Raw genomic sequence first — 25,777 nt, 5'->3', positions numbered from 1 at the left:
TGATGGAGCCGGGTGATACTCAGAAAGTGGATGTCGAAGGGCAGCTGACGCTGCACGACAACACCCAGAACCTGCCGATGAGCCTGCAGGTGACGCGCCTGCGCGGCGATCGCTGGCTGGTGCAGACCCTCACGCCTGTGATGGTCGATGCTGAGCAGTTCGCGCTGGTCGATGGTATTCGCACCCTGCGTGACCTGGCCGGGCTTGGCAACATCGCGACCCAGGTGCCAGTCAACGTCAAGGCCGTGATGGTGCAGGAAGACTGAGCGGAGTCACCCGCATGCGTGGCCGGGGAGCAGTCAGTGCTGGCAGAGCCTCGGCCGCTTGGGTAGGCTGGGCGCTCATGCCTGCACGATGTGACGGTAACGGCAGGAAAGACAGGCAGGGATGGGCGTGAGGAAGAGATGCAGCGAGTGATCATGCGGGCTGGCTGGACCATCGTCGGTCTGCTGGCCGCCGGTGCAATGACGGTGGTCGGGCTCAACCTCTGGGTCGTGATGGCAACGCACGATCGCATTGCCACGTCACCGCTGACCTGTCAGAGCCGAGAGGTGGGGATCGTGTTCGGCACCTCCCACGGCCTGGTGGGCGGGGGCAGCAATCCGCACTATCAGGCGCGCCTCGATACCGCCGCCCAGCTCTACCGGCTGCGCCGCGTCTCCAACCTGCTGCTCTCGGGAGACAACCGCACGCGTTACTACAATGAGCCGATGACCATGTGGCGTGACCTGCGAGCACGCAACGTGCCGCAGGAGTTCATGACGCTCGATTACGCGGGCTTCTCCACCTTCGATACCCTCGTGCGAGCGCACAAGGTCTTCGGTGTTGACGAGGCGGTGCTGGTCACTCAGCCGTGGCATTTACCGCGTGCGCTGTTCATCGCCGATGCGCTGGGTCTGGAGGCTGTAGGCTGTCCGGCCATCTCCGAGCGTCAGCCGCCGGGGCTCAAGCTGATGCTGCGCGAGTGGCTGGCCCGTGCGGCGACAGTGGGTGATCTCTACCTGTGGGGGCGCAAGCCGCGCTTCCTCGGGCCGCAGGAGTCGCTGCCGACGCCGGTGTTGTCATCGCACTCATCATCGCATCCCTCATCATCTCACTCCTCAGACAAGCACGTGATGTCGCCGCGGGAGGACTCCGTGACAGCCGGAGCAGGGCAGCAGGCCGCTGCCAGTCGTGATGTGGCGGATGGAGTGGATGTGGCGGATGCAGTGGATGTGGCGGATGGAGTGGATGTGGTGGATACAGCGAATGCTGCCGACACGCCGGACCCGCATGCCCTCGCGCGTCAGGCACAGGCAAGCCTGCTGGCCAGTCTGCCCGGAGTGAAGCAGGCACTGCTCCAGTGGCTACCTGTCAGGCCTGATACGAACTAGTCGCGCATCGCTACCGCAGCGCACAGGGTCAGCACGAAAACGCCCCGCACTTCCCTTGGAAGGCGGGGCGTCTTGCGTTCACGGCCTGGCGGCGGGCAGGTGGCTAGCCGGCGCGGCGGCGGGCGGCCTGACCTGTCTGGTGACGGTACAGCTCGCGGATCAGATGGCGGCAGTTGTGGAATATGCCTTCCAGTACCTTTTCCATGCTGTCAGGCAGCGGATGCGTGAAGGCGGTCGAGCAGGCCTGCATCAAGACGCGTTCCTGTTCGAGCAGCTCGTTGATCAGCACCTGATTGTCATTGCCGACGATGCTCTTCAGGCGACTCCACAGCCACATGTAGTCATCGCGCTCGACATCGGCGTCGCGCGGCATCAGGCTCAGATGCTTGCGTGTCTCGACTTCCAGGGCCTGTTTGAGCTCGACACGGCTCGCATAGAAGGGCTCGAAGGCCTTCAGGAGCGCGGGACGCAGCCGTTCGGCGTTATCCTCGAAATAATCAAGACTGTCTGCCAGGGCTTCCTGGACGCTATCCATCGCCACCTGGCGATTGTCGAGAAACATGGGCGGTCACCTCCTCCGTCAGAAGAGATTGTGCGGGTGAAAACAGTGTTTTTCTACCCCTGAAGGGCAGAAAGTCAGGATATTTATTCCCGCACTGTCAATCCCTGCAGTTTACGACAATACAATGACGTTCTGGTGACGATCATCGTTGCCTTTCAGGCGCTGTCCTTGCCCTGTTTCCATCGCTCACGCTTGTACACGCGCGGCCATCTGACCCAGAAACGCCAAGGGTGCAGTCATGACGACCTGCACCCTTGGGAAACGTTGCGCGCAATGCCCTCAGGCTTCAGCCCTAAGGCTCAAGCCCTCAGCCCTCAGCCCTCAGCCCTTGGGCTTGGGCGGAATCTTCTTGGCCGGCGCGGCGGACTTGGCGATGTGATCGATGATCAGACCGGCGATGTCCTTGCCGGTGGCCGTCTCGATGCCCTGCAGGCCCGGCGAGGAGTTCACTTCCATGATCACCGGGCCATGATTGGCGCGCAGCAGGTCGACACCGGCGACGGACAGGCCCATGGCCTTGGCGGCGCGGATGGCGGTGGAGCGCTCTTCCGGCGTGATGCGGATCTCGCTCGCGGTGCCGCCACGGTGCAGGTTGGAGCGGAACTCGCCATCGGCCGCCTGACGCTTCATTGACGCCACCACCTTGTCACCCACCACCAGGCAGCGGATGTCGGCGCCACGCGCTTCCTTGATGTATTCCTGCACCATGATGTTGGCTTTCATGCCCATGAAGGCCTGGATCACGCTCTCGGCGGCCTGGTTGGTCTCGGCGAGCACCACGCCGATGCCCTGGGTGCCTTCCAGCAGCTTGATGACCAGCGGCGCGCCCTTGACCATGGTGATCAGGTCTGGGATGTCATCCGGCGAATGCGCGAAGCCGGTGACCGGCAGGCCCAGGCCCTTGCGCGACAGCAGCTGCAGGGAGCGCAGCTTGTCGCGTGAGCGGGAGATGGCCACGGAATCATTGACCACGTAGGTGCCCATCATCTCGAACTGGCGCAGCACGGCGCAGCCATAGAAGGTGACGGAGGCACCGATGCGCGGCACGACGGCATCGAAGTGCTCGATCTCGGCGCCCTTGTAATGGATGGACGGGCGGTGCGAGGCGATGTTCATGTAGCAACGCAGCGTGTCCACCACGCGCGCGGTGTGGCCACGTGCCTCGGCGGCCTCGATCAGGCGACGGGTGGAGTAGAGGCGTGAGTTACGCGACAGGATACCGATATGCATGAAATCCTCCGGAGCCGAATGGGCCAGACAGAGATAGGAATGAATCAGAAGAAGACTGACGTGATGCCCGTCAGGAGGCGTGGTGTTCGCCGGTGAAGCCCTTGTCGTCTCGAGGCGTCACGCGATGCAGATGGCAGCGGGGCCAGCGTCTTGAGGCGAGATGCCGAGGCATGCCGCCGCGCGCCTGGCTGGTGCCGTCAGGGTTCGCCATGCAGATAGGCGGCGCCCGGTGCGACCAGCAGGCGACGCAGGGCACGGCGCCCCAGCAGAATGGGGTGACGCATCTGGGAGCGGTCCACCAGCGTCATGTCGATATCGTAGTCGAGCCCGGCCAGCTTCATGCGCGAGCGAATCGCGTAGCGCCATTCGGCCTGACCATTGGATGAGCGCACGCGACGGCGATCATGCACCGGCGTCTCGACCGTATGCGGCGGGGAATCACTACCGCCGGTCCGGGTGATGAAGCGAACCCACAGATCATCGTTGTGTTCGAAGACCTCGATGCTCTCGGCATGCAGCGCACTGGAATGCGCACCGGTGTCGATCTTGGCATTGAGGTGCAGCTTGAGCTCCGGCAGCTCGATCAGTTCACGCCGACCCACCACGCCCCGCGGGCGAAAGCCCAGCAGGTCATGATTCAGTGTCTTGAGATCGAGGGGCGGTGCCTTGTCGATGTGATGACGCGAAGTGTTCTTGTGATGCGACATGTTTCATCCTGAATCAGAGGGCGTGAGCGAAGCGGGCAGCGGCTCACGGCATGAAGACACCGGGCAGGCGCGGCACAGCGTAATGTGCGTTGCCGGCATGGCGGGGTAATGGCCAGGCGGGCGCGCAGCATAGTCACTTAACGTACTGACAGCAATCCTTGCTGAAGCCTCTTTTTTCGCGTCACGAATCGGGGATGACGGTGGCGGTGTCAACGCCCGGCAAAACCGCCCCGGGCACGCGGTCATGACACGCGGTCATGGCGCGCTTTCATCACCGCCGGACGCCTCGCTTGCGGGCGCTGGGCAAGTCACCCACGGCCACAGGCGCGGGTGACATCGTGCCGGTGGCGCGTCGCAGCACGCCTTGTTCATCGGTGCCGATCAGCCCCGATTCCATGCCTTGAGCAAGTGTCCGATCGAGTGTCTGTTCAAGTGTCCGATCAAGTGTCGTGGGTTATGCGCATGATCTCAAGCACTGTCACCTGCGGGCATGCCCGGCGTCAATGACGCGGGGCATGATTGCCGGTTTCGGCCTGGCGGGTCAGAGCGGCAAGCGCCTGACCCAGCGGGCTGTCCGCGCTTGCGTTGCGCAGCGTCATCAGTACCGGCAGACGCAGACGCGGAATCAGGGCGAGGTCGCGGGCCAGGGCGGCGAAGTTGGCCTGCGGGCAGCTGGCCAGGCGGGTCAGGAAGGCCGGCAGACGTTCGGCATCTTCCAGGTGGGCGTAGCCGCGCGCGGCGATCGCGACCAGCACGTCGACATTGACGGCCTCGTCGTCGGCCAGCAGGGCATCGATCCACTCTGCCGCCGCAGGCCGTGGGCTGGCACCGGCGGCCCGCAGGCAGGCGCACAGCGTCTCCAGGTCCCCCAGGTCACGCGCGGCCTGGCCACGTGCGATCAAGGCGGAGAGCAGCTCGGTCTCGTATTCCTCCGGCAGCGGGGCGGCCAGCTGGGCATGGGCGGGCGGTGCCTGCTCCAGACACAGCGCGATGGCGCGCAGCGGCGTGTCCGGCAGGTCAGCCAGACGCTGCACGAAGGCCGCGGCAAGCTCGCTGGACAACTCGCCGCGTCGTGTCAGCACGTCGGCAATACCCTGCAGGCCGAGTGACGGCCAGTCATCCAGCGGTAGCTGGGCGGTGAGATACTGCTCGGCGAGCTCGTAGTACTGGCTGGCAGGGCGGTCGCAATCGAGGCTGGCGCGGGCGTGCAGCATGGCGCGCAGGCTGTCGTCCGGCGTGAAGGCCAGCGGGTTGTCCTGCATCAGGTTGTCGATCTTGCCAGCCTCGGCCTGCTGGAGATCAGGCCGGCCGACGGTCAGCGCCGTCTGACCCAGCGTCGTGATCAGGCGTTCGAGGAAGGCATCGCGTTGCGCGGGAGACAGACGACCTTCTTCATCCAGCGGCAGGGCCAGAAACCACACCAGCGGATCGTCGAGCCCGGCCGGACGGAACACGCATGCCAGGCGGGCCTGGCCCTTGAAGGGCTGCTCCCACGGCTGCTGTTCGGTCTCGAAGGCTTCGAGTTGCTCAAGACTGAGCGGCGCCAGGGTGCGTCCCAGGTGATAAAGGTGCAGCTCGGCGCCGGTGCGTGTGAAGAAGTTGCTCAAGGAAGAGAGAGGAGTCATGAGGCTCACCACGGCTGTGTCTCCGCCACGCCTTGGCTGGGCGTGCGGAAGAACGGAAGAAAAGAGTCTTGTCGAGCATCATTGCCAGGCGTGGCATGTGTCGTTGAGTGACAGCTGCCGGCGCGTGACATGTGCCTGAGCATGTCTGGAATGGCAGCGACTTTAGCGATTCACCGGCTGTCATGCCACCCGCTGGCGTGTGATGGCGGCCAGAGGGAAGAGGGCGACCTGATCCTATTATGGCCGCTCTTTCGGCCCGTGATGGCTTGACAGATGACGCGGCACCTCAAGTCCCGCTGAGCGTTTTGCAGGTTGATGATTTTTTGATCAATTTTCGTCATCCCACGGCTGGCGCGGCTTGCAGCGTGACCGAGACGGGTTATCCACAGCATCGTCCACGGATGGCGTGAATAACTGTCATCCACTTGTCGTCAGGCTGACATCTAGCGCTGCAGGTAGCCCAGACGGCGTCACTGGCCCGCCATGACAGGCATGCTAGAATCGCGCTCATTGACAGGAATGCTGTCTTATTCCTTCTGGTTATGACCTTAAGGGATGAAATGATTGGGAATGCGGGGCAGTCCCGTTATCCTATACAACCAAATCACATATAAAAGGCTGTGCTTATACCTGTTCTGTTGGCTAGACATCCGCGTTCAACCGAATGTCAGCGACCGTCCAGCGCCAATGGCCCAGTCTTGCGATCCACGAGGAATCCCGATGCGCCAATCACGTTCGCTCGCAGCTGTCTTCTCTTCTACCGCTCTCAAGGGCGCCGTGATGGCTGCCGCGCTGGGCGCGACCACCCTGGGTAGCCTGGCGGCACAGGCTGACACCCTCAAGGTCGGCATGTCGGGCGGCTACTTCCCGTTCACCTTCGTCAAGCAGGACAAGCTGCAGGGTTTTGAAGTGGATGTTCTCAACGCCGTCGGCGAGATCACCGGCGACGACATCGAATTCGTGACCATGAGCTTCTCCGGCTTGATCGGCTCGCTGGAAGCCGGCCGCATCGATACCGTGGCCAACCAGATCACCATCACCGATGCGCGTAAGGCCAAGTTCGCCTTCACCCAGCCCTACGTCTACGACGGGGCCCAGGTGGTCAAGCGTCGCGGCAATGACGAGATCACCGGCGTCGAGTCCCTCAAGGGCCACAGCGTGGCGGTCAACCTGGGCTCCAACTACGAAGCGCTGATGAAAGAGCTGCCGTACGCCGACCAGATCGACATCAAGACCTATGAGTCCAACATCGAGCAGGACACCGCCCTGGGCCGTGTCGATGCCTTCGTGATGGACCGCGTCAGCGCAAGCCAGGTGATCCAGAAGACGCCGCTGCCGCTGGAGCTGGCTGGCAAGCCGTTCTCGCGTCTCGAGAACGCACTGCCGTTCCGCAAGGACGCCGAAGGCGAGGCCAAGCGTGACGAGGTGGATGCCGCGCTGACCGAGCTCAAGGAAAATGGCCGCCTGGCCGAGATTTCCAACAAGTGGTTCGGCAACGACATCACCACGCCTTGAACATTGCCCGCTGTGCCCTGATACAAGGGCGCATGCCAGGATGTCATGTGCAAACGGGGTGACGGCTTGACCGTCGCCCCGTTGTCGTCATGTCGACGGGTGTCTTTCCAGACCCTCAGCCAAGCCCCCAGCCTGTCCGGATAACGAATGGATACTCTCAATATCGATTACATGCTTGGCCTGTTGCCGGTCATGCTCAAATACCTGCCACTGACACTCAAGATGGCCTGTATCGGCATGGTGGCCGCGCTGGTGCTGGCCTCGCTGTTGGCGGTAGTGCGGGTGCTCAAGGTGCCGGTGCTGAATGCGCTGACCATCGTGTTCATCTCCTTCTTCCGTGGCACGCCGCTGCTGGTGCAGTTGTTCCTGTTCTACTACGGCCTGCCGCAGGTGATGGCGTTCCTGACCCAGATCGATGGCGTCACCGCGACGATTCTCGGCCTGACGCTGCACTTCTCGGCCTACATGGCCGAATCCATCCGCGCCGCCATCGTCGGGGTCGATCGCAGCCAGACCGAGGCGGCGCTCTCCATCGGCATGACCAATGTCCAGCTGATGCGACGCATCGTGCTGCCCCAGGCGGCCCGCGTGGCGGCCCCCACGCTGATGAACTACTTCGTGGACATGATCAAGTCCACGTCGCTGGCCTTCACGCTGGGGGTGACCGAATTGATGGGCGCGACCCAGAAGGAAGCGGCCAGCAGCTTCCTGTACTTTGAATCCTTCATCATGGTGGCCATCGTCTACTGGGTGATGGTGGAAGGGCTGTCCTTCGTGCAGCGCTGGATGGAGAAACGTCTCAACAAGGCCTATCAGCGATGATTGCAGTCAGAAACCTGGTCAAGAAATTCGGCGGGCAGGCCGTACTCGATGGCATCACTCTGGAAGTGAAGCAGGGTGAGATCATTGTCGTCATCGGCCCGTCAGGCACCGGCAAGTCCACGCTGCTGCGCTGCATCAACTTCCTCGAGCAGCCCGATGGTGGCGAGATCCAGATCGGCGAGCGCAAGGTCGAGGCCACACGCGCCAGCCGTCATGACATTCTCGGTCTGCGTCGCAGCAGTGCCTTCGTGTTCCAGAACTACGCGCTGTTCGCCAACAAGACGGCGCTCGAGAACATTGCCGAGGGCCTGATCGTCGTCAATGGCTGGCCAAAGGCCAAGGCGCACCAGCGGGCGCGCGAGATTCTCGAGCGTATCGGCATGAGCCAGAAGGCGGACGCCTTCCCGGCGGCTCTGTCAGGCGGTCAGCAGCAGCGTATCGGCATCGGGCGCGCCATGGCCGCCCAGGCCGAGGTGATCCTGTTCGATGAGCCGACCTCGGCACTGGACCCGGAATGGGTCGATGAGGTGCTGGAGCTGATGAAGCAGCTGGCGGTCGAGCGCCAGACCATGATCGTGGTCACCCACGAGATGCAGTTCGCGCGGGAAGTCGCCGACCGCGTCATCTTCATGGAAGGCGGGCGCATCGTCGAACAGGGGCCGCCGAGCCAGCTGTTCAGTGCACCGAAGGATGACCGCACGCGCGCCTTCCTGCGCAAGGTGCTGGATGAGGTGCCGCCGCAGTGCGCCGAGGGAATCTGATACTGCCCGGTTGAGGTAATGCCCCTCAGGTCGCGTGAAATAACGCCTCGGGCAGCATCTGCGACAGACACAACGGCCACCGCGATATCCATCGCGGTGGCCGTTGTCGTTTCGCTGGCAGTGATCATTGATCCGCGTCTGGTGTTGCAGGGCGCGTTCAGGGCGACGCTTCATGGGGCCGCAGCGCGTGGCTAGCCGTGGCGGGGCATCGAGCGCACCTTGTCGAAGGCTTCCTGAAGCGCCATCGAGACGCGCTCTTCCAGCAGCTCCTGCTCGGCGGGCGCCATGTAGAACGCCATGTCGACGTCGTGGCGGATATAGCGGGGCGCCAGTTGATTGAGCGCGATGCAGGCCACGTCTTCGCGGCTGTCGACATCCATGGCGTGGCTATCGGGATGCAAGCGCAGCTGGTCGAGCACCAGCTGCTCCATGTAGTTGTGTACGCCTGCGCTTTCCATGTGTATTGCCTCCTGGTGATGGGGTGCTATCTCCCATGCAGGGCCGTGCCCCCTGACATGTCGATCCCTTCAGTGTGCTCATCAGTATGTTCATCCGAGCTGACTCTCTGTGACGCTCTCCCTCCCGCACGCCAGCTCGGTTGCTGGCGGCAGGACAGCAGGCGGCGGAGTCTTGGGTATCGCCTGCCGCTCAAGGCCTGTCAGCCGGTCAGCAGGCGGGTTTCCGCCTCTTCAATATGATCAGCCAATCCCGATAATACCAGTGTATCGCCACACGCCAGCGTCAGGTCGCCGGTGGGCTCTTCCAGGTTCTCGCCACTGGCGCGCACCACGCGTGAGACGAGAATGCCGCACACTTCCGGCAGGGCGATGTCGTCCAGTCGCCGGCCACAGGCCCAGGCATCGGCGGTCAGCGTCAGAGGATGTCGCCGCAGCAGCGGGTTGCCGCGTTTGTCGGTCAGCTGGGACTGCTGACCATGGAAATAGCCATGCAGCATGCTGTAGCGCGCCTCACGCGCATTCTGGATCGAGCGCGCCACGCGGCGGAAGGGCACCTCGAGATTGACCAGTACATGCGAGACCAGCATCAGCGAGCCCTCGAGTACCTCGGGAATCACCTCGGTGGCCCCGGCGGCCTTGTAGGTCTCGAGGTCCGCGTCATCCTGGGTGCGCACCAGCACCTTGAGGTTCTCGAGTTCCAGCGGCTGGATGGCGCGCAGTATGGCCAGCGCGTGCGAGAGCTGATTGACGGTGATCACCACCTGACGGGCGCGCTCGATACCGAGTGCGCGCAGGATTTCCAGACGCTGCGCATCACCGAACACCACCGGCTCACCGGCGCTGGCGGCCTCGTGGACGCGGATGGGGTCGGCATCGATGGCGATCCACTCAAGCTTTTCCTGAGTGAGAAATCGCCCCACCGTCTGGCCGACACGCCCGAAGCCGCACACGATGACATGGCCACTGAGCGGGGCGGTGGCGGCGCTCAGCTCCGCGGTGGTGTGCGGGTTCTCCTGAGTGGGCGTGGTGGAGCGGCACAGGCGGCGCGTCAGTTGCTGGTTGTGGCGAATCAGGCTCGGCGTGACCACCAGCGAGCCGATGATGATCGCCACCACCAGGCCCACGGTTTCGTTGTCCATCAGGCGTTGCTGACTGGCCAGGGCCAGCAGCGCGAAGCCGAATTCACCGCCCTGGGACAGCACCAGGCCAGTGCGCAGCGCGCTGTCCAGCGGCCGGCCGGAGAGGCGCGCCAGCCCGGTGATCAGCAGTGCCTTGGTCGCCAGCAGGCAGGCCACGCCGATGACGACCCAGTACCACTGGGCCAGCAGCACCTGCGGGTCCAGCAACATGCCCACCGAGACGAAGAACAGCCCCAGCAGGATGTCGCGGAAGGGCCGGATGTCGGCCTCGATCTGATGGCGGAAATGGCTCTCGCCGAGCATCATCCCGGCCAGGAAGGCGCCCAGCGCCATCGACAGGTGCAGGCTGTGGGTCAGCCAGGCGGAGAACAGCGCCACCAGCAGTACGGTGAGCACGAACAGCTCTTCCGAGCGAGCGCGCGAGATTTCCTGGAACACGAACGGCAGCACCCACTTGCCGATCATCAGCATCACCGCCACCAGCCCCAGCCCCTTGATGAGCATCAGGCCCAGGTCACTGAGCAGCTGGCTGCCATCACCGGCCATGGCCGGAATCAGGATCAGGAACAGCAGGGCGGCGAGATCCTGGAACAGCAGCACGCCCACGGCGGCGTGGCCGTGGGGGCTGTCCAGCTCATTCCAGCGCGCCAGTTCCCGCGTGACGATGGCGGTGGAGGAAAGCCCCAGCGCGCCGGCCGCGACCAGTGCCGCCGCCGGTGACAGGCCTAGCGCCGAGCCCAGCGCCCAGAACAGGCCGCTGCATACCGCCACCTGACAGGCGCCCAGCCCGAACACCGTGGTCTTGAGCGCGCGCATGCGCGGCACCGAAAATTCGAGGCCGAGCGAGAAGAGCAGAAATACCAGCCCGAATTCCGACAGGAAGGCGAGTTCTTCCGGGCGACCGATCCAGCCCGCCAGATGAGGGCCGACCAGAAAGCCGACCGCCAGATAGGCCAGCACCGGCGGCAGATGCAGGCGGCGGAACAGCGCCGCGGCCACTACCGAGGCTCCCAGCAGTATCATCACATCATTGAACAGCGTGTCTGCCATGCGGCCTCCTGGCCTTCCGTGAGCATCATCGGGATAATAGCGTGAACGAACCATGCATGATTTGACGGAGGTCGCATGAATCCGACTGAACAACCCCAGGACGGCGAGATCGCCGGCAATCCCTACGACGAGCTGCGCGCGCTGCTGGCACGTCTGGAAGCGACCATGAAGGCAGCAGACCTGTGGCGCATGGACACGCCATCCCCGCAGGCCTTCATGAGTGTGGAGCCATTCTGTGTCGATCGCATGGACATGGGCCAGTGGCTGCGCTTCGTGTTCATCGCCCGTCTGCAAGCGCTGTGCGATGCCCGCGCGCCGTTCCCCGCCAAGTGTGAAGTGGCGCCGGCCATCGAGGCCTGGTTGAAGGATGCCCGCCCCGAGCGCCGCGTGGCGATGACGGAAGTGATTCGCGAGATCGACACGCTGATCACGACGCACTGATTGCCGGGCAGGCATCTCACGACGCACTGAGCCTCCTCTACCCGACACCTCCCACTGAGCCCTTCGCGCGTGATGCCCTCGCATTGCGCCTCGAGACAACTGTCAGGAGCTTGCATGGCCTATTACTTCGCCTACGGCAGCAACATGAATCCGGCGCGTGTCGAGGCACGCATCGGCGAGACGCGACGGGCCGTGCATGGTTGGCTGCAAGAGCATCGCCTGAGTTTCGACAAGGCCTCTCGGGTCGATGGTATCGCGCATGCCAACGTGCAGCCTGCGCCAGGCGAGCGCGTCGAAGGCGTGCTGTACGAGCTGCTCGAGGCCGAGCAGATCACGCTGATGGACCCCTTCGAAGGCCGCCCGCATGAATATGAGCGTTTCCTATATCCCATCGTCACCCGCGAAGGCGTGATCGACGCCTGGGTGTATGTGGCGCTGCCCGAGCGCACCGCCGAGGGCCTCAAGCCGGCACGCGAGTATCTGGAGCACCTGCTTGGCGGGCGTGACTTCCTGACGCCGGACTACTTCACGGCGCTGAGCGGCGTCGAGGCCGTGCATGCGCTGGATGACGCCACCCTGGCTCAGTTGGGCCTGTCGCGCACTACGCCGCGCTGACGGTCGCCTGCTAGCGGACGGGTGCCTGTCATCTGTTTTCGGTCAGCTGTCGTGTGGCAACAAAAAGCCCGCCTCTCGTTGGAGAGGCGGGCTTTCGTGTTTCTGGTCACGCTGCGCGACTGATTGGCGTGAGCCTCAGTCCTGCGCGGCCAATGCCGGGTCCAGGTTCGTCTGGTCACGACGGCTGGCCAGCATGCCGATGATCAGCCCCGCCAGCGCCGGCGCCAGCCAGCCCAGATTCATCGAGGCCAGCGGCAGCAGCGGCTCGATGCGGTGCGAGATGGCCATCAGCGAGTCGATGCCACTGGCTTCGAAGCCATCCAGCAGGCTGACCAGCAGCGTCAGGCCCAGGGTCCAGGCGAACACGCGCGGCGCATCGTGCAGGCGCGGACGCAGGTAGGACAACAGCGTCAGCACCAGCACCAGCGGATAGAGCGTCACCAGTACCGGAATCGAGACGCTGATCAGGGTCGAGAGGCCCAGATTGGCGATCAACGCCGAGGCCACGGCCATCACGATCACCAGCAGGCGGTAGGGCACGCTCGGCAGCAGGCGATGGAAGAACTCGCCGCAGGAGGTCAACAGGCCCACCGCGGTGGTCAGGCACGCCAGGGTGATGACCAGCGCCAGGATCAGCTTGCCGGCATCGCCGAACAGTGCCTCGACGTAGACCGGGATCAGTTCGCCCTTGGCGGCTTCGCTGACCAGTGCATGGCTGGTGGCGCCCATGTAGGTCAGCGGCAGGTAGACGGCGGCCAGACAGATGGCGGCGATGGCGCCGGCCCACAGGGTGTAGCGGGTCACGTCAGCGGTCGCGGTGATGCCGCGTGCCTTGATCGCCGAGACGATCAGGATGCCGAACACCATCGAGGCCAGCGCATCCATGGTCAGGTAGCCCTGCTGGAAGCCGGTCATGAACGGCGCCTCGGCCCACTCAGCACTCACCGGCCCCAGCGGCCCCTGCGGGTCGATGATGGTGAACAGCGCGATCAGCGCCAGCAGCGCGATCAACAGCGGCGTCAGCCACTTGCCGACCACATCCATCAACTTGCCCGGGCTCAGCGCGATCAGCGTGGCGATGCCGAAGAACAGCACCGAATGCAGGGCCAGGCCGCTCTGTGCTGACATGTCGATGAAGGGACGCATGCCCATCTCGAAGGCCACGGTGCCGGTGCGCGGAATCGCGAACATCGGCCCGATGGACAGGTAGATGGCGACGCCGAAGGCTGCGGCCGCCCACTTGGGCAGCGGCGAGGTGATCTTGTCGAGGCCACCGCCGATCACGGCCACCGCGACGATACCGGCCAGCGGCATGCCGACACCGGTGGCCAGAAAGCCCAGTGCCGCCGGCCAGAATTCGGCACCCGCGCCCTGACCCACCTGAGGCGGGAAGATGATATTGCCTGCGCCCAGAAAGAGGGCAAAGGTCATGAAGCCCAGCGCCACGATATCGAGGCTGGAAAGTCGTGTTTTCACTATGACGTCCTACGGATTCAGCAGATGCGTTGCAGCAGGCGTCATCAGGTGACCGATGAGGTGGTCGGTCAGGCAAGAAGACGTGCCGAGAAGCCGTTGGCTAGCGACAGGGGTGGGTCACCAGCAGACCCGGGAGCAGCGGGGTAGTGTTGCGCGCGGGCCGAATGGCGAGATCAGGCTGACGGATTGTCGCCACCCTGATCTGACGCGGCGCATTATCGTTGATTTCACGTAGCAAGACAAAGTCGCCAGCAAGTCACGCGGCAGGCTCACTGCGCGGCAGGTGGTGGGGGCGGTAGTGGAATGAAGCTCGGCCAGTCGTCCGGCACCACGAAGATCCGCCATTGCTGGCGGGGTGAGCTGGCGGTGGTCGGCTCGCCGTCAGGCGCCGCCACGCTGCGCTCCAGCCACAGCTGGCGGGGGTGTTGATGCGTGCGCTGGCGGCTGTGCTGCTGAGCCGCCGCGTCTTGCTGAGCCGCCGTGACTTGCTGAACAGGTTCGTCCGGCCTGAGGTCGTCAGCGGCGGCAGGTGGCACGAAGTGATCGCGCAGCCAGCGGTCCAGTTCATGCCATGGTTGTAGCGACGCCACGGGCGGGGCGGCCAGCCAGGCAGGTTTTTCCCTGACGCAGCCCAGCAGCGGGCCGCCATGCATCGGGGAGGCCTCGAGGGTCTGACAGAAGGCAGCAAACTGGCTGACCCTCATCCACCAGCCGGCCTGGCGCGCACTCTCGGGATGGCAATGGCGGGGCGGGGGCAGCGTGTCGGCGGGAGCTATATCTGGCTGCCAGGGGCGAAACAGGCAACCGGGCAATGCCAGTTGCTGGCCTGCAAGCAGCGGGGAAGACGGGCTTTCTGCCAGAGGCGAGTTCGTCGCATTTACGTCTGCTTGTCTGGCCAGTGCCTGTCTTGCCAGTGCCTGGCGAATCGTCTGCTGTCCGCGCTCGGTATAGGCCAGGGGCAATTGATGCTCAAGGCTACGCTGATACTTGATGGCGAGGCTGTCGGCGCCGCCGGGGCCTATCCAGCGTGCCGGGCTGTCGGCCGCTTCAGGGCCTTCGGGCAGGCCGAGATAGAACTTGATCGCGACCTCCAGGTGCGTGGGTGCCGTGTCCTGCGCCGCCAGATAGAGCATGTCCAGCTCGCCCAGCGTGATCTTGCCCTGGGAAATCCTGAGGTTGTTGACCAGCAGGCGACTGCCGGGCGCATGTGCCAGCACGAATTGCCAGAGCCGCTCGTGGTAGTGGCCCAGGCGATAGTGGCGGCGCTCATTCACGGCGGTCTCGAGCGCGTGGGGCGCCTGCTCCAGTGTCATCAGCCAGTGGTGGCGGACGCGGCCATCCTCCAGCCCGAGTGCCGCCAGGGACGGGCGTGGGTAACGCGCAGGCTGCAAGAGATCCGGGGCACTCAGAAGCCAGGCGATATCCCTGACGCGCGGGTGACTGTAGCGCGCGCAGTCGCGGCGCAGGTCGCAGCCGGCCGCACAGGGGGAGTCGGCCCATTGGGCAAAAGGGGGCGATGACTCGGCTGCATCGGGCGATGCATGGGGCGGGGCTTCGGGCTCGATAGGCATGATGCCAGTGTATCCCACGTCGGATGACGGTCGATAATGCGTGGCACTGTTCGGGGCTGGCCCTGTGTGAACCGAGCCGAGTGCTGCTTGCCGGCCGTGGTGTCACGCTGGCGCTCCTTTCCTCTCTCTATCTACTCCCTTCTCCATTTCCACTGTCTTCTCGCTCTGTCTTCTCGCTCCTTTTCCTCACTCGCCACTCTTTACGCCAGTTATTACGACACCCTTTACGCCAGTCTTGCGCTGCTCACGCGACACTTTCTCACCGCTTTCTTGACGCTCTTCCAACACGTTCTGCTGTCCGCCGACGGAAATGCGACGGCAGTCCCCAGGCTGTCATCATTTTGACATCGTTGCGTGGGTCGCCTAAGCGATTGAAAACGTTGGGATTACTTCGCGTGGGTGAGTGAGGGTGCTTCAGTCCGGGTTGGAAGAGCGCTGAATTGATTCGCTGGGGGAATCAATCCTGTTCCGGTGCGGGGATATATCCCGCGGCTCGCGAGGTTCACAATGCACTCCATCAACGTTGCAGCAAATATGCAGGGCTGATGAGGCGGTACTGACCTCGAGCTCTTGGTTGTCGAGCGACATGAATCTTCTCGACATCAGTGGGCAAGGCGTCACCGACTGACAGTGTGAGGGGCAGAACCCACACCCTGAACAATCGGTCAATGAATATTCGTAAAGATTGATGTGCACAATTTCTTGCTGCTAGACGCTGTTTTCAGGCGTATCAGCCAAGGCAGAAAGAAAAATACGCATTTTCTTGTTTTTGTGGCATCCAGTTCTGCTGTGCCGACGTATAACTCATCAGCACAGCAAGACACACCCTGCAGCGTGCAGTATGTTCGACCAAGGTGGTGGGCGAGACACTGTCTTCCTCAACCAAAGTCGATAGTGATCTGCCAGGCCGAAGCGCCGCTCAAGGGGATGGGCCAGCACGTAAACAAGGAATTCTTGCACTCTCCATGTTGTACAAGTCTTTTTCAGAACCGCTGCAATAGCTTTATGGGTGATGAGAGGGGCAGGAGGGGCAAGCGCTGGGGAAGGCCGTTCGTTTCCAGTGGCGTTGCTCAAAGAGAAACAGTGAGCTTCCAGTTGCACGGCTAGTTTGAACGCAGCATAACAATTAGTCTGTTAATCATCGAAACGCAGCACGCACCACAGACAGTGAAGGCCAGGACCCGGACAGGGGTCAGCAAACCACTCCTTCACTGACTGACAACGACTCAAAGCGGAAGCATCCGCACCAGGACCAGGAGATACACCATGAAAAACATTTCCCTCAAGACTCTGATCGCTACCGTCGCCATCGCCACTGCCAGCACCTCCGTGTTAGCAGCCGACGATAGCCCTGCCGCCGTGCGCGTCCAGAACGCCATCAGCAGCCAGCAGATCATGGGCCAGACTCAGCCGGCTGCCACCAGGCAGCAGAGTTTCTCCGAAACGGGCATGAGCGTTGCTGCCGGTCGCGTTGAGCAGGCGCTCAATGCTGACCACATCCGCGGCGTCGATACCGCTGCCGTGTCCCAGGCCAACGCCACCGTCAATGATCAGAGCAAGAGCGTCGCCGCTAGCCGCGTTCAGCAGCACATCAGCGACAACGCCTGAAGCCGGGTAGGTCACGCTGACAACTCAGTGACCCCCGAACATCGCCTCACCTGACATTCGACTTTGCCCATTTCTGGAGAATCATCATGAAAACCCTGACTTCCCTGATCGCCGCCGCTGCCATTTCCATTGCTGCCACCGGCGTTGCCACCGCTGATGAAAGTGTTGCCGATGCCCAGGTGCGTGCCGCACTGAGCGAACAGGTCATCCACGGCCAGGCGCAGCCCGCCGCGACGCAGCTGAATGCTGCCGAGTCCGGCATGAGTGCCGCTGCCAACCGTGTCGAGCAGTCCCTGAACGCCGACACCATCAAGGGTGAACAGACGCACGCCGTCTCCCGCGGCCAAAGCCTGAGCAACGACAACGGCAAGAGTGTCGCGGCATCACGCTTTGAAGATGCGCTGAACGACAACGCCTGAGTCTGCAGGTCCTGATTCATGACCCCAGGACCACAGCAGCACTGATCTCCCTTTTATCTATTCGCTATTCACCTTTTTTGGAGTCATCTCATGAAAACCCTCAATGCCCTTATCGCCGCCGTTGCCCTGTCCGTGACCGCCACTGGCGTCGCCAATGCCGATAGCGTTGCCGACCAGCAGGTTCGCGCCAACATCAGCGAATCCGTGATCCACGGTCAGGCCCAGCAGACAGCCACTCAGCAGCAGGCCATCGCCGATGCAGGCAAGAGCGTTGCGGCCAGCCGTGTCGAGCAGGCGCTGAACAGCCAGACCATCAAGGGCCAGCAGGCGCAGGTCACTCGCGACACCCAGCAGTTCGTCAATGATTCCGGCAAGAGCGTTGCCGCGTCACGTGTCGAGCATGCTCTGAACGACAACGCCTGATGCGTCGCGCCGTCACGCTGACGGCAGCGAACAAGGACTCTGCTTGCGACCTGGCTGACCTTTTTGACCCAGTTGGCCCGGTTGACCCGAACAAAGATTTCACTGGAGATATTTCATGAAAATGCTCAATACCCTCATCGCCGCCACCGCGCTTTCCGTTGCTGCCACCGGTGCTGCCTTTGCAGACAGCGTCGCTGACCTTCAGGTGCGCTCTGCGCTCAGCGAATCCGGCATCCACGGCCAGGCCCAGTCCGCCGCCGCCGAGCAAGCCACCTTTGCCGATACCGGCATGAGCGTTGCTGCGGGCCGTGTCGAAAGCTCCTTGAACGATGCTGCGATCGAAGGTCAGCGCGAGACCTTGGCGTCTGACTCACAGCAATTCGTCAACGATGCTGGCAAGAGCGTTTCCGCGACTCGCGTCCAGCATGCTCTGAGCGAAAGCGTCTGAGCCAGATTGTCTGGTTCAGGTTGTCTGAGCCCCGCTCTGATTCGTGACTACGCATAGCAGCAACTGACTCAAGTGTCCCCGCAGCAAGTGTCGTCATGAGCAGCAGCAAGAGTTTTAAGCAGCTAGAGCTTGACGATCTAAAAGCGTGAACAAGCCAGTCGTAAGGCAGTGTCACTGACACTTATCGCTAGGTGATACCTCGTCGCGAAGTGAAACGACAGTCTGACCCTTCCTGAAATGGCCGGTATCTGTCGGGAGTCATCCCGCGCAGCGACGCAACGTGCCTCGTACGATGACGTAGAAGGGTCCCGCCATGGGCAAGCCTGAATATCGCGCCATCGTAAGCCGCATCCTTGTGGGTAGTGCCTGTTGATGGTCTTTGATAATTGTTCATGTGGGTGATGTCAGGTATCAACTCTGATAGATATCCCCCCTGGATATACGCAGTACATGAAGTGATCAATGATGTGTCACTTCATGGCAACTCGATAGTGAAAATGTACGGAGGATAGAAAGATGATCAAGTCATTCATGACTCACGGCCTGGCAGCGTTTGCCCTCGCCACCAGCGGTCTGGCCAGTGCCGATATCAGCACTGATGACAGCAGTAACGTGCGATTCAATAGCGCTCAATCTCACGGCATTCACAGCGAAGTGCGTGATTACCAGAAGAGCGAAAAGCGCTACGCCGCAAATCCTGACATTCTGATCACCAGTCGTGGCAATGTGTTTGCCGATAGTGATGTGCATGGTGCAGTCGATATCGACGCCGACCATCGCTGAGTTTTCGATGCTGACGGCTCACACGACTCGCTTCACATGACACGCTTCACATGACTTCATGCCACAAGTTGTCATTGCGAAACAATTGAAGCGCTGTGATTTGATTCCCGCTGCTTGAATCACCGCGCAGCGACGATTGAAGGCGTAGGCACTGATGCGCAAGCCAGTGACTACTGAAATTCAGGGAGAGCGAAAGGAAATATCCCAGACGTAGAGACACTTGGATAGTGAACAGAACGCTTGAGCAAGGGCTTTGGGGCCCTCCACCATCCCCTCTAGAACGACCTGGTGGCAAAACCCTTTCTCAAACGCTTTCCTGTCCTGGGTGTCGCTGTCCCGACATTCATTGCCCGCCACCATGGCGGGTTTTTTTATGCCAGGATTCCAGAAGGGCGCAGCAAGTGGTTGGTCGACTCTGTGCATGGCGCCTTGCTTGATGCCCGCAATATGCTGAGGGTTTTCCAGATGATTCGTAAGGATTCATCGGCAGTTCACTGTATGGATGTCATGATGCATCACGGTGATTAAACGTTGTTGATTGCCGGCCTGCATGTCGGATATCCCGAGGCAGGATGCCATGATATCAATCAAGTGGAGGCCCATGATGGTGCGCGGAAAACTCAAGAAAGTGGCAGGTTCATTGGTGTTGGGTGTTGGTCTGATGTCAGGGAGTGTGATGGCGGGTGATGTCGTCGAAAAGCCCAAGGTGCTGATCTTCGATGTCAATGAAACGCTGCTGGATCTTGCCTCGATGCGCATTTCCGTCGGCGAGGCACTGGGGGGAAGAGAAGACCTTCTGCCCCTGTGGTTCTCGACCATGCTGCATTATTCTCTGGTGTCTACCGTGACTCGGGATTACCACGATTTCGGGCAGATCGGTGTCGCCTCGTTGCGGGTGGTCGCGCAGAACAACGGTGTCGAGCTGACGGATGAGCAGGCGAAGAAGGCCATCATCACCCCGTTGCTGACACTCCCGCCTCACCCTGATGTCAAGGAAGGTCTGGCCAGGCTGAAGGCTGAAGGCTACAAGATCGTCAGCCTGACCAACTCGTCCAACAAGGGCGTCCAGGCGCAGTTCGAAAACGCGGGATTGCTGCCGTATTTCGATGCGCGCTACAGCATTGAAGATATCCAGATCTACAAGCCGGACCTGCGTTCCTATGAATGGGTGCTGGACAAGCTTGATGTCGAACCCGAGGAAGCCATGATGGTCGCGGCACATGGCTGGGATGTCGCGGGCGCCAAGGAGGCGGGCTTGCAGACCACGTTCATCGCCCGCCCGGGCAAGGCCCTGTTCCCGCTGTCAAAGAAGCCCGATCATATCGTGAAGGATGTGAACGAACTGGCCGACATTCTGCAATAGTATCAGAACCCTTGATTGACAGAATCCTTGATCGACGGGTGCTGAAGATATCCTGTCATCATGGCGTTTGTGGCATTGGTGAGGCTGGCGGGCGTCAAGTGACAGGGGAATTTGCCTGTTCATGGTGAGATTGCCGGCCTCATCGCATGGCAGATGACGGCGTCAATGGTAGGCTGGGCGGCATTCCCCTTCTTACCGACCGGAGCTGAATATGAGTGACGCATCACAGCAGCATGGCCACCGTGCCCCTCAGATCATCGAGCCGAGCGCCCAGGCGAATGCCTGCGTGATCTGGCTGCACGGCCTGGGTGCTGACGGCAGTGATTTCGTGCCCGTGGTGCCTGCATTGGGTCTGCCCGAGAATCACGGCGTGCGTTTCGTGTTCCCGCATGCACAGGAGCTGGCCGTGACCGTCAATGGCGGCATGCGCATGCCGGCCTGGTACGACATTCTCGAGATGAATCTCGGGCGGCGCGTCGATGAGGTGCAGCTGCGTGAATCCGCGGCCTACGTGCATGCCTTGATCGAGGAGCAGATCGCCCAGGGCATCGCCAGTGAGCGCATCATTCTGGCCGGCTTCTCCCAGGGCGGCGCGGTGGTCTATGAGGCGGCGTTGAGCTGCGAGCGCCCGCTGGGCGGCTTGCTGGCGCTCTCGACCTATTTCGCGACCAGCGCGACCATTGCGCCGAGCGCCGCCAATCAGGGCCTGGCCATCAGTGTCCATCACGGTACCCATGACGATATCGTGCCGCTGGCACTGGGTGAGGCGGGCGCCGAGAGTGCGCGTGCGCTGGGTCATCCGCTGGAATGGCAGACCTGGCCGATGGCGCACGCCGTGTGTCTCGAGGAAATCGAGGCGATCGGTGAGTGGTTCAAGGTGCGTCTGCTGGCCTGATCGGCTGCCAGGATCGACTGTCAGTATCGACTGCCAGAGCAAAAACGCCGCTGACGGAGTGATTCGTCAGCGGCGTTTTCGTGTGCTGCCAGCGGTCCCGTCATGCGCCGACAGCCCTCATGTCAGATGCTGGTCGCGCTCAGCAGCGATAGCGGTAGGCGAGGTGTTCATCCTTGCGCGGGCCGGTGATGCGCCAGTCGAGATCAAAGCCCCGGGCATTGCCCGCCTCATCACGCACGATGACCAGCGTGGCGGCGTAGAGATCATCGATGCACAGATGCGCTTCACGACTGACGAAGTGATCTTCGCCTCGAGCGTTGTCGGCCACCAGGTCGAACAGAAAGACGGCGGCATCGCGGCCACGACGCTCATGACTGAGCGACAGCGCCTCGCCATCCGCGGCCAGCTGCCAGCGATAGCGGTTGTGGAAGTTGACGCTGGATGACTGGCCCTCGAGCTGGAACTGGCCCTGCTCGAGAAATACCACGCTCTCCGCCTCTTGCTGAGTCGCCTGCCGTGCCCCGTCATGAGGGAAAGCAGCGGCTTCTCGAGAGACCGTCACCTCGCCGCTTCCCTGGCCAGACCAGGCATTGCGCGAGGCCGGGCCGGAGCGTGACGAAAAATCCAGCCGGTGGATCTGCGCGAGCAGCGCATAGAGGGTTACAATTGGTGTCAACTTCTTCTGGCTACCGGGTTTACTCGTCATGTCCTACCTGATTGGTGTCACGGCCCTCTGGGCCTTCTCGTTTTCCCTGATCGGCGTCTATCTGTCCGGTCAGGTCGATAGCTATCTGGCCGTACTGACGCGTATCGCGCTGGCGTGCCTGATCTTCGCGCCATTCATGCGCCCGCGGGCGATCAGCGGTCGTCTGCGCTTCCAGTTGATGGCCATCGGCGCGATCCAGCTCGGCCTGATGTACATCTTCTTCTATCGCTCCTTCCTACTGCTGCCTGTGCCGGAAGTGCTGCTGTTCACCATCTTCACGCCCATCTACATCACCTTGCTCGATGACCTGATGAACAAGCGCCTGTCGCCATTCTACCTGCTGACCGCCGCGATTGCGGTGCTGGGTGCGGCGATCATTCGCTACGACGGGGTCAGTGACGGCTTCTGGCTCGGCTTTGCGGTCGTGCAGGGCGCCAATCTGTGCTTTGCCATCGGGCAGGTGGCCTACCGTCAGGTCGCTCCGCAGCTGCCGGCGGATGTCGCCCATCGCCATGTGTTCGGCTGGTTCTATCTCGGCGCGCTGGCGCTGGTGATCGTGATGTTCCTGCTGTTCGGCAGTACCGACAAGCTGCCGTCGCAGCCGGTGCACTTCGTGGTGCTGGGCTGGCTGGGCATCGTGGCCTCGGGGCTGGGCTACTTCCTGTGGAACAAGGGCGCAACCCGGGTCGATGCCGGCACGCTGGCGATCATGAACAATGCGCTGGTGCCGGCGGGCCTGCTGGTCAATCTGCTGATCTGGAACCGCGACGCCGACCTGGCGCGTCTGGCGCTGGGTGGGGCGGTCATCGTGGCGGCACTGGTGATCAACCAGATGTGGGCGCGTCGCCGCGAGCAGGCGCTGCGCATTGCCTGAAAGTCTGTGCCATAAGCAAATCCAGACATCGCACCTCAATCAGCCCTCGCCCTGTGCGAGGGCTTTTTGCAGGTGAGCGGTGAGGCGCGCCAGTATGTCCTGCTGGCGGGGAGCCGTGTCAGAGGGCCGCGCAGCGCTCTGCGTCACTTCCTCGCCGAGCTGGGCCGCATTGAGGCGCAGGCCGGACTGTTCGGCATTGAACAGGCTGCCGGGCAGGGTGGCGATGCCTGCGTTCAGCAGGTCCTGATGCAACTGCTCAAGCTGGCGCGCCTCAAGGCTTGGCAGGCCACACCATTGCAGATAGCCGCCGCTCGGTGGCGGCAGCCAGACGCTGTCACCCAGCGCTGCGCTCAGGTGCGCGCGCAGACGCTCCAGGCGCCTCGCATAGCAGCGTCGCATGCGCTGTACGTGTCGACCGTAATCCCCGCTGGTGATCAGTTCGCTCAGGGCGGCATGCATCCATGGCATGTCGCCCATGCCATTGGCCCAGCGCGCCCGAATCATCGCCTGCAGCCCCAGTGGTGAATCCTGCTCGGGCCGTGACAGCCACAGCCAGCCGCAGCGGGTGCGGGGGTCCAGCGTCTTGGAAAATGATCCGAGACTGATCAGCGCAGGCATCGGCCTGTCGGCATGGCGGTGGGCGAGGTCGGCCAGCCACGGCTGGCGGGTATCGAAGCTCAGCTCGGCAAAGGTGGTGTTCTCGACCAGCAGGATGGCGTGGCGGGCCGCCAGTGCCAGCAGGCGGTGGCGATCTGACGTGCTCAGCTGTCCGCCCAGGGGATTGTGGCCATCCGCGGTCACGATCAGCGCATCCAGCGTCAGGGCGGGCGTCTTGTCATCATGACGTTCGAGCAGGCGCTCGAGCGCCTCGACATCCAGTCCCTGGTGCGCGCGGGCAGGAATGGCGATCGCCTGATGGCCCTGGGCTTCGATGGCGGCCACGATACCGAAATAGCCCGGCGCTTCGACGCCGACCCGACAGCGGCCCTTGGCGGCACGCAGCTGGCCGAGCAGCAGTGACATGCCATGCTGCGCCCCTTGGCTGATCAACAGGGCATCGCTGTCACAGGGATGGCCGTGGTGGCTGAGGTGCTGGGCGATGGCGGTGCGCAGCGCATTCGAGCCCGGCGGCAGGGCATAGGCGCTGGGATGCTGGGCATGCGCCCCGAGCTGAGTGCGCGCCAGACGATACAGGCGACGCACGGCGGGGGCGTCCAGCTCCGGGTGAGCGGCACCCAACGGCGCCAGGCGCGGATCACTGGCATTCGCCATCGCCTGCCAGGCCGGGTCACTGATGGTGAGCGTGGTGATGGCACGTGGCCTGTGATGTGACTCCCGCTGCCCGTGCTGCGATTCGCCGGGGTGACGAGATGAAGCCGGGCTGGTCTGTGAGCCGCCATTCAGGTCATTCGTATCGTGAGCAGCCTGCGTCGATGGCGCGACCCGATAGCCGGCACGCGGTTCGGCGATGATCAGGCCCGCCGCCTCCAGCTCGCCATAGGCACGAATCACGCTGTTGAGGCCGAGCCCCGACTGCGCCGCCTGCCGCCTGAGCGAAGGCAGACGCTGCCCCGCGCTCAGTTTGCCCGTCGCCATCTGGGCCTTGAGCCGCTCGACCAGCTGCTGATAGCGCGGCAGCGTCGCGGCTGTGGCGCCTGAGCTGGCGATTGAGCTGGTGGTTGAGTTGCTGGCGGGGCCTGCAAGCGAAGGGCGGCTGGCGGACGAAGCGTGCTCGGCGGATGACATGCCTGTCTGTACCCCTTGAAATGGTGATTATCTGTATCTTGTGCCCCCTTGAGGGTTCGCGGCAAGCTGAAGGCTCATGTCGTGGTCCCGTCGGTGCACGTCCTGCACCTGCCCCCGGGCCGACCGCTTGTCATTTCTCTCGCTGGAGTCTGCGTGATGTGGATGCCACTTTGCTTCGTGTTTCTGTTCGCCAGCGGCTTCATCGCCGCGCGCTTCGGTACCCTGGACGCTGAACCCTTCACCTTGCTGCTGGTGCGCAGCCTGCTGGTGCTGCCGGTGCTGGGGTTGATTCTATGGCTGCGCCGCAAGCCGCGTCAGTGGGGGCGGCGCAATGACCGTCTGGCGCAGATGGGCATTGGCATGCTGTTGCATGGCGCCTACCTGGGCGGCGTGTTCGCGGCGGTCAAGGCGGGGCTGCCGGCGGGGCTGACGGCACTGCTGGTCAGCCTGCATCCACTAGTGACGGCGGCCTTGTCACTGCCGTTGTTCGGCGTGCGGCTGGGCGCCAAGCAGTGGGCGGGGCTTGGCTGTGGCGCCATTGGCGTCAGTCTGGTGCTGGGGGCAGGGCTTGCCAAGGATGGCGCGGGCACCCTGGAGTGGCCGCTGATCGGGCTCGTCTGGTGCCTGGTGGCGCTGATCGGCGTGTCCAGCTCGACGCTGTGGCAGAAGCGGGTCTCCGGGCGCATGGGGCTGGTCGAGGGGCTGATGTTCCAGTATCTCGGTGCGGGCGCGGTATTCGTCGTCGCCGCGACCAGTGTCGGCAGCTTTGCCTTTGACCCCACGCCGCGTCTGCTGCTGACCATGGCCTGGCTGGTGATCGCCATCTCGGTCGGTGCCATCTGGCTGCTGATGCTGATGCTGGAGCGGGGCGAGGCCCATCAGGTCGCGCGCACCTTCTTCCTGGTGCCGCCGTGCGCCGCGCTGATGGCATGGTGGCTGTTCGATGAACAGTGGACTTCGCTGATGGTGGCGGGTGCGGCACTGGTGGTGCTGGGACTGGTGCTGGACCGCCCGCGTCCGGGCAAGGTGAGCAAGGCGCCGGCGGAGGACGCCACGCCGCCTTCGCCTTCAACTTCAACTCCCTCAGCGCCCTCAGCCTCAACAGCTTCAGCAACTTCCAAGGTTTCGGCAACGAACAGCGGGCAGGCCGCCCCGCGCTGAGGCGTG

The 25,777-nt window shown here is 62.9% G+C and carries 26 protein-coding genes; 16 read left to right on the top strand and 10 right to left on the bottom strand.

The features are described 5' to 3' along the window. On the top strand, positions 1–266 hold a 266-nt coding region (locus AOG28_RS18455), incomplete at its 5' end, for a YceI family protein (RefSeq protein WP_054556813.1). Between the two features lie 138 nt (positions 267–404). Next, complete coding sequence (locus AOG28_RS13705) at positions 405–1,373, top strand: SanA/YdcF family protein (protein WP_152965426.1); 969 nt, start codon at positions 405–407, stop codon at positions 1,371–1,373. Positions 1,374–1,476: 103 nt separating this feature from the next. On the opposite strand, the gene AOG28_RS13700 is transcribed toward AOG28_RS13705, so the two are convergent. From AOG28_RS13700 to AOG28_RS13685, 4 genes are all read right to left on the bottom strand, one after another. Next, positions 1,477–1,935 (bottom strand): hypothetical protein, encoded by a 459-nt coding sequence (locus AOG28_RS13700; protein WP_043335223.1) that lies wholly within the window; start codon positions 1,933–1,935, stop codon positions 1,477–1,479. A 321-nt stretch (positions 1,936–2,256) separates the two neighbouring features. Further along, positions 2,257–3,165, bottom strand: a complete 909-nt coding sequence (gene rimK, locus AOG28_RS13695; RefSeq protein ID WP_043335225.1) for a 30S ribosomal protein S6--L-glutamate ligase — start codon at positions 3,163–3,165, stop codon at positions 2,257–2,259. Between the two features lie 197 nt (positions 3,166–3,362). Beyond that, positions 3,363–3,872, bottom strand: a complete 510-nt coding sequence (locus AOG28_RS13690; RefSeq protein WP_082388802.1) for an ATP-dependent zinc protease family protein — start codon at positions 3,870–3,872, stop codon at positions 3,363–3,365. A 500-nt stretch (positions 3,873–4,372) separates the two neighbouring features. Beyond that, positions 4,373–5,497, bottom strand: a complete 1,125-nt coding sequence (locus tag AOG28_RS13685) for a DUF3549 family protein (RefSeq protein ID WP_054556812.1) — start codon at positions 5,495–5,497, stop codon at positions 4,373–4,375. A 780-nt stretch (positions 5,498–6,277) separates the two neighbouring features. On the opposite strand from AOG28_RS13685, the gene AOG28_RS13680 reads away from it, so the two are divergent. The 3 genes from AOG28_RS13680 to AOG28_RS13670 all read left to right on the top strand — a co-directional run bounded on the left by AOG28_RS13680 (position 6,278) and on the right by AOG28_RS13670 (position 8,595). Further along, positions 6,278–7,012 (top strand): amino acid ABC transporter substrate-binding protein, encoded by a 735-nt coding sequence (locus tag AOG28_RS13680; RefSeq protein ID WP_043335456.1) that lies wholly within the window; start codon positions 6,278–6,280, stop codon positions 7,010–7,012. Positions 7,013–7,159: 147 nt separating this feature from the next. Further along, a complete protein-coding gene (locus AOG28_RS13675; protein ID WP_043335389.1) occupies positions 7,160–7,834 on the top strand; it encodes an amino acid ABC transporter permease in 675 nt (224 codons plus the stop codon). After that, positions 7,831–8,595: an amino acid ABC transporter ATP-binding protein gene (locus AOG28_RS13670; RefSeq protein WP_054556811.1), complete on the top strand. Its 765-nt coding sequence runs from the start codon at positions 7,831–7,833 to the stop codon at positions 8,593–8,595. The genes AOG28_RS13675 and AOG28_RS13670 overlap by 4 nt, the downstream gene beginning before the upstream one ends. Before the next feature lie 191 nt (positions 8,596–8,786). Here the strand turns inward: AOG28_RS13670 and AOG28_RS13665 are convergent, their stop codons facing one another. Continuing rightward, positions 8,787–9,053 (bottom strand): late competence development ComFB family protein, encoded by a 267-nt coding sequence (locus AOG28_RS13665; RefSeq protein WP_054556810.1) that lies wholly within the window; start codon positions 9,051–9,053, stop codon positions 8,787–8,789. A gap of 200 nt (positions 9,054–9,253) precedes the next feature. After that, the gene (locus AOG28_RS13660) at positions 9,254–11,242 is read right to left on the bottom strand and encodes a cation:proton antiporter domain-containing protein (protein ID WP_082388800.1); all 1,989 of its coding nucleotides are present in this window, start codon (positions 11,240–11,242) and stop codon (positions 9,254–9,256) included. 75 nt (positions 11,243–11,317) lie between these two features. Between AOG28_RS13660 and AOG28_RS13655 the strand changes: the two genes are divergently transcribed. Together AOG28_RS13655 and AOG28_RS13650 are read left to right on the top strand one after the other, a co-directional pair. Continuing rightward, positions 11,318–11,683, top strand: a complete 366-nt coding sequence (locus AOG28_RS13655) for a YqcC family protein (RefSeq protein WP_054556809.1) — start codon at positions 11,318–11,320, stop codon at positions 11,681–11,683. Positions 11,684–11,797: 114 nt separating this feature from the next. Next, positions 11,798–12,298: a gamma-glutamylcyclotransferase family protein gene (locus AOG28_RS13650; protein ID WP_054556808.1), complete on the top strand. Its 501-nt coding sequence runs from the start codon at positions 11,798–11,800 to the stop codon at positions 12,296–12,298. Positions 12,299–12,433: 135 nt separating this feature from the next. On the opposite strand, the gene brnQ is transcribed toward AOG28_RS13650, so the two are convergent. Both brnQ and AOG28_RS13640 read right to left on the bottom strand, forming a co-directional pair. Then, complete coding sequence (gene brnQ / locus AOG28_RS13645; protein ID WP_054556807.1) at positions 12,434–13,774, bottom strand: branched-chain amino acid transport system II carrier protein; 1,341 nt, start codon at positions 13,772–13,774, stop codon at positions 12,434–12,436. 269 nt (positions 13,775–14,043) lie between these two features. Continuing rightward, positions 14,044–15,345: a DUF1853 family protein gene (locus tag AOG28_RS13640; protein ID WP_054556806.1), complete on the bottom strand. Its 1,302-nt coding sequence runs from the start codon at positions 15,343–15,345 to the stop codon at positions 14,044–14,046. 1,266 nt (positions 15,346–16,611) lie between these two features. Here AOG28_RS13640 and AOG28_RS13635 point away from each other — a divergent pair. The 7 genes from AOG28_RS13635 (at position 16,612) to AOG28_RS13605 (ending at position 21,284) form a co-directional block, all read left to right on the top strand. Then, on the top strand, positions 16,612–16,953 hold the full coding sequence (locus tag AOG28_RS13635; protein WP_054556805.1) for a hypothetical protein: 342 nt from the start codon (positions 16,612–16,614) through the stop codon (positions 16,951–16,953). Between the two features lie 86 nt (positions 16,954–17,039). Continuing rightward, the gene (locus AOG28_RS13630; protein WP_043335406.1) at positions 17,040–17,372 is read left to right on the top strand and encodes a hypothetical protein; all 333 of its coding nucleotides are present in this window, start codon (positions 17,040–17,042) and stop codon (positions 17,370–17,372) included. A gap of 90 nt (positions 17,373–17,462) precedes the next feature. Beyond that, positions 17,463–17,795 carry a hypothetical protein gene (locus AOG28_RS13625; RefSeq protein ID WP_054556804.1) on the top strand — a complete coding sequence of 111 codons (333 nt, stop codon included), beginning with the start codon at positions 17,463–17,465 and terminating at the stop codon, positions 17,793–17,795. A gap of 115 nt (positions 17,796–17,910) precedes the next feature. After that, a complete protein-coding gene (locus AOG28_RS13620) occupies positions 17,911–18,243 on the top strand; it encodes a hypothetical protein (protein ID WP_054556803.1) in 333 nt (110 codons plus the stop codon). A gap of 516 nt (positions 18,244–18,759) precedes the next feature. Next, positions 18,760–19,026 carry a hypothetical protein gene (locus tag AOG28_RS13615; RefSeq protein WP_054556802.1) on the top strand — a complete coding sequence of 89 codons (267 nt, stop codon included), beginning with the start codon at positions 18,760–18,762 and terminating at the stop codon, positions 19,024–19,026. Between the two features lie 550 nt (positions 19,027–19,576). After that, complete coding sequence (locus tag AOG28_RS13610; RefSeq protein ID WP_235507038.1) at positions 19,577–20,389, top strand: haloacid dehalogenase type II; 813 nt, start codon at positions 19,577–19,579, stop codon at positions 20,387–20,389. Positions 20,390–20,600: 211 nt separating this feature from the next. Then, entirely contained in the window at positions 20,601–21,284 is a 684-nt protein-coding gene (locus AOG28_RS13605) for an alpha/beta hydrolase (protein WP_054556800.1), read from the top strand. Positions 21,285–21,423: 139 nt separating this feature from the next. Here the strand turns inward: AOG28_RS13605 and AOG28_RS18275 are convergent, their stop codons facing one another. After that, complete coding sequence (locus AOG28_RS18275) at positions 21,424–21,990, bottom strand: DUF6314 family protein (protein WP_152965425.1); 567 nt, start codon at positions 21,988–21,990, stop codon at positions 21,424–21,426. On the opposite strand from AOG28_RS18275, the gene AOG28_RS13595 reads away from it, so the two are divergent. Next, positions 21,989–22,864 (top strand): carboxylate/amino acid/amine transporter, encoded by an 876-nt coding sequence (locus AOG28_RS13595; protein ID WP_054556798.1) that lies wholly within the window; start codon positions 21,989–21,991, stop codon positions 22,862–22,864. The two genes, AOG28_RS18275 and AOG28_RS13595, sit on opposite strands and share 2 nt — an antisense overlap. A gap of 39 nt (positions 22,865–22,903) precedes the next feature. Here AOG28_RS13595 and AOG28_RS13590 read toward each other — a convergent pair whose 3' ends face one another. After that, on the bottom strand, positions 22,904–24,610 hold the full coding sequence (locus tag AOG28_RS13590; protein ID WP_054556797.1) for an aminotransferase-like domain-containing protein: 1,707 nt from the start codon (positions 24,608–24,610) through the stop codon (positions 22,904–22,906). 156 nt (positions 24,611–24,766) lie between these two features. On the opposite strand from AOG28_RS13590, the gene AOG28_RS13585 reads away from it, so the two are divergent. Next, positions 24,767–25,771 carry a DMT family transporter gene (locus AOG28_RS13585; protein WP_054556796.1) on the top strand — a complete coding sequence of 335 codons (1,005 nt, stop codon included), beginning with the start codon at positions 24,767–24,769 and terminating at the stop codon, positions 25,769–25,771. The last annotated feature ends 6 nt before the right edge of the window (positions 25,772–25,777 follow it).

This window comes from Cobetia sp. UCD-24C (genome assembly GCF_001306765.1).
Taxonomy (GTDB): Bacteria; Pseudomonadota; Gammaproteobacteria; order Pseudomonadales; family Halomonadaceae; genus Cobetia; species Cobetia amphilecti.
This window is presented reverse-complemented; position numbering and strand designations above follow the sequence as displayed.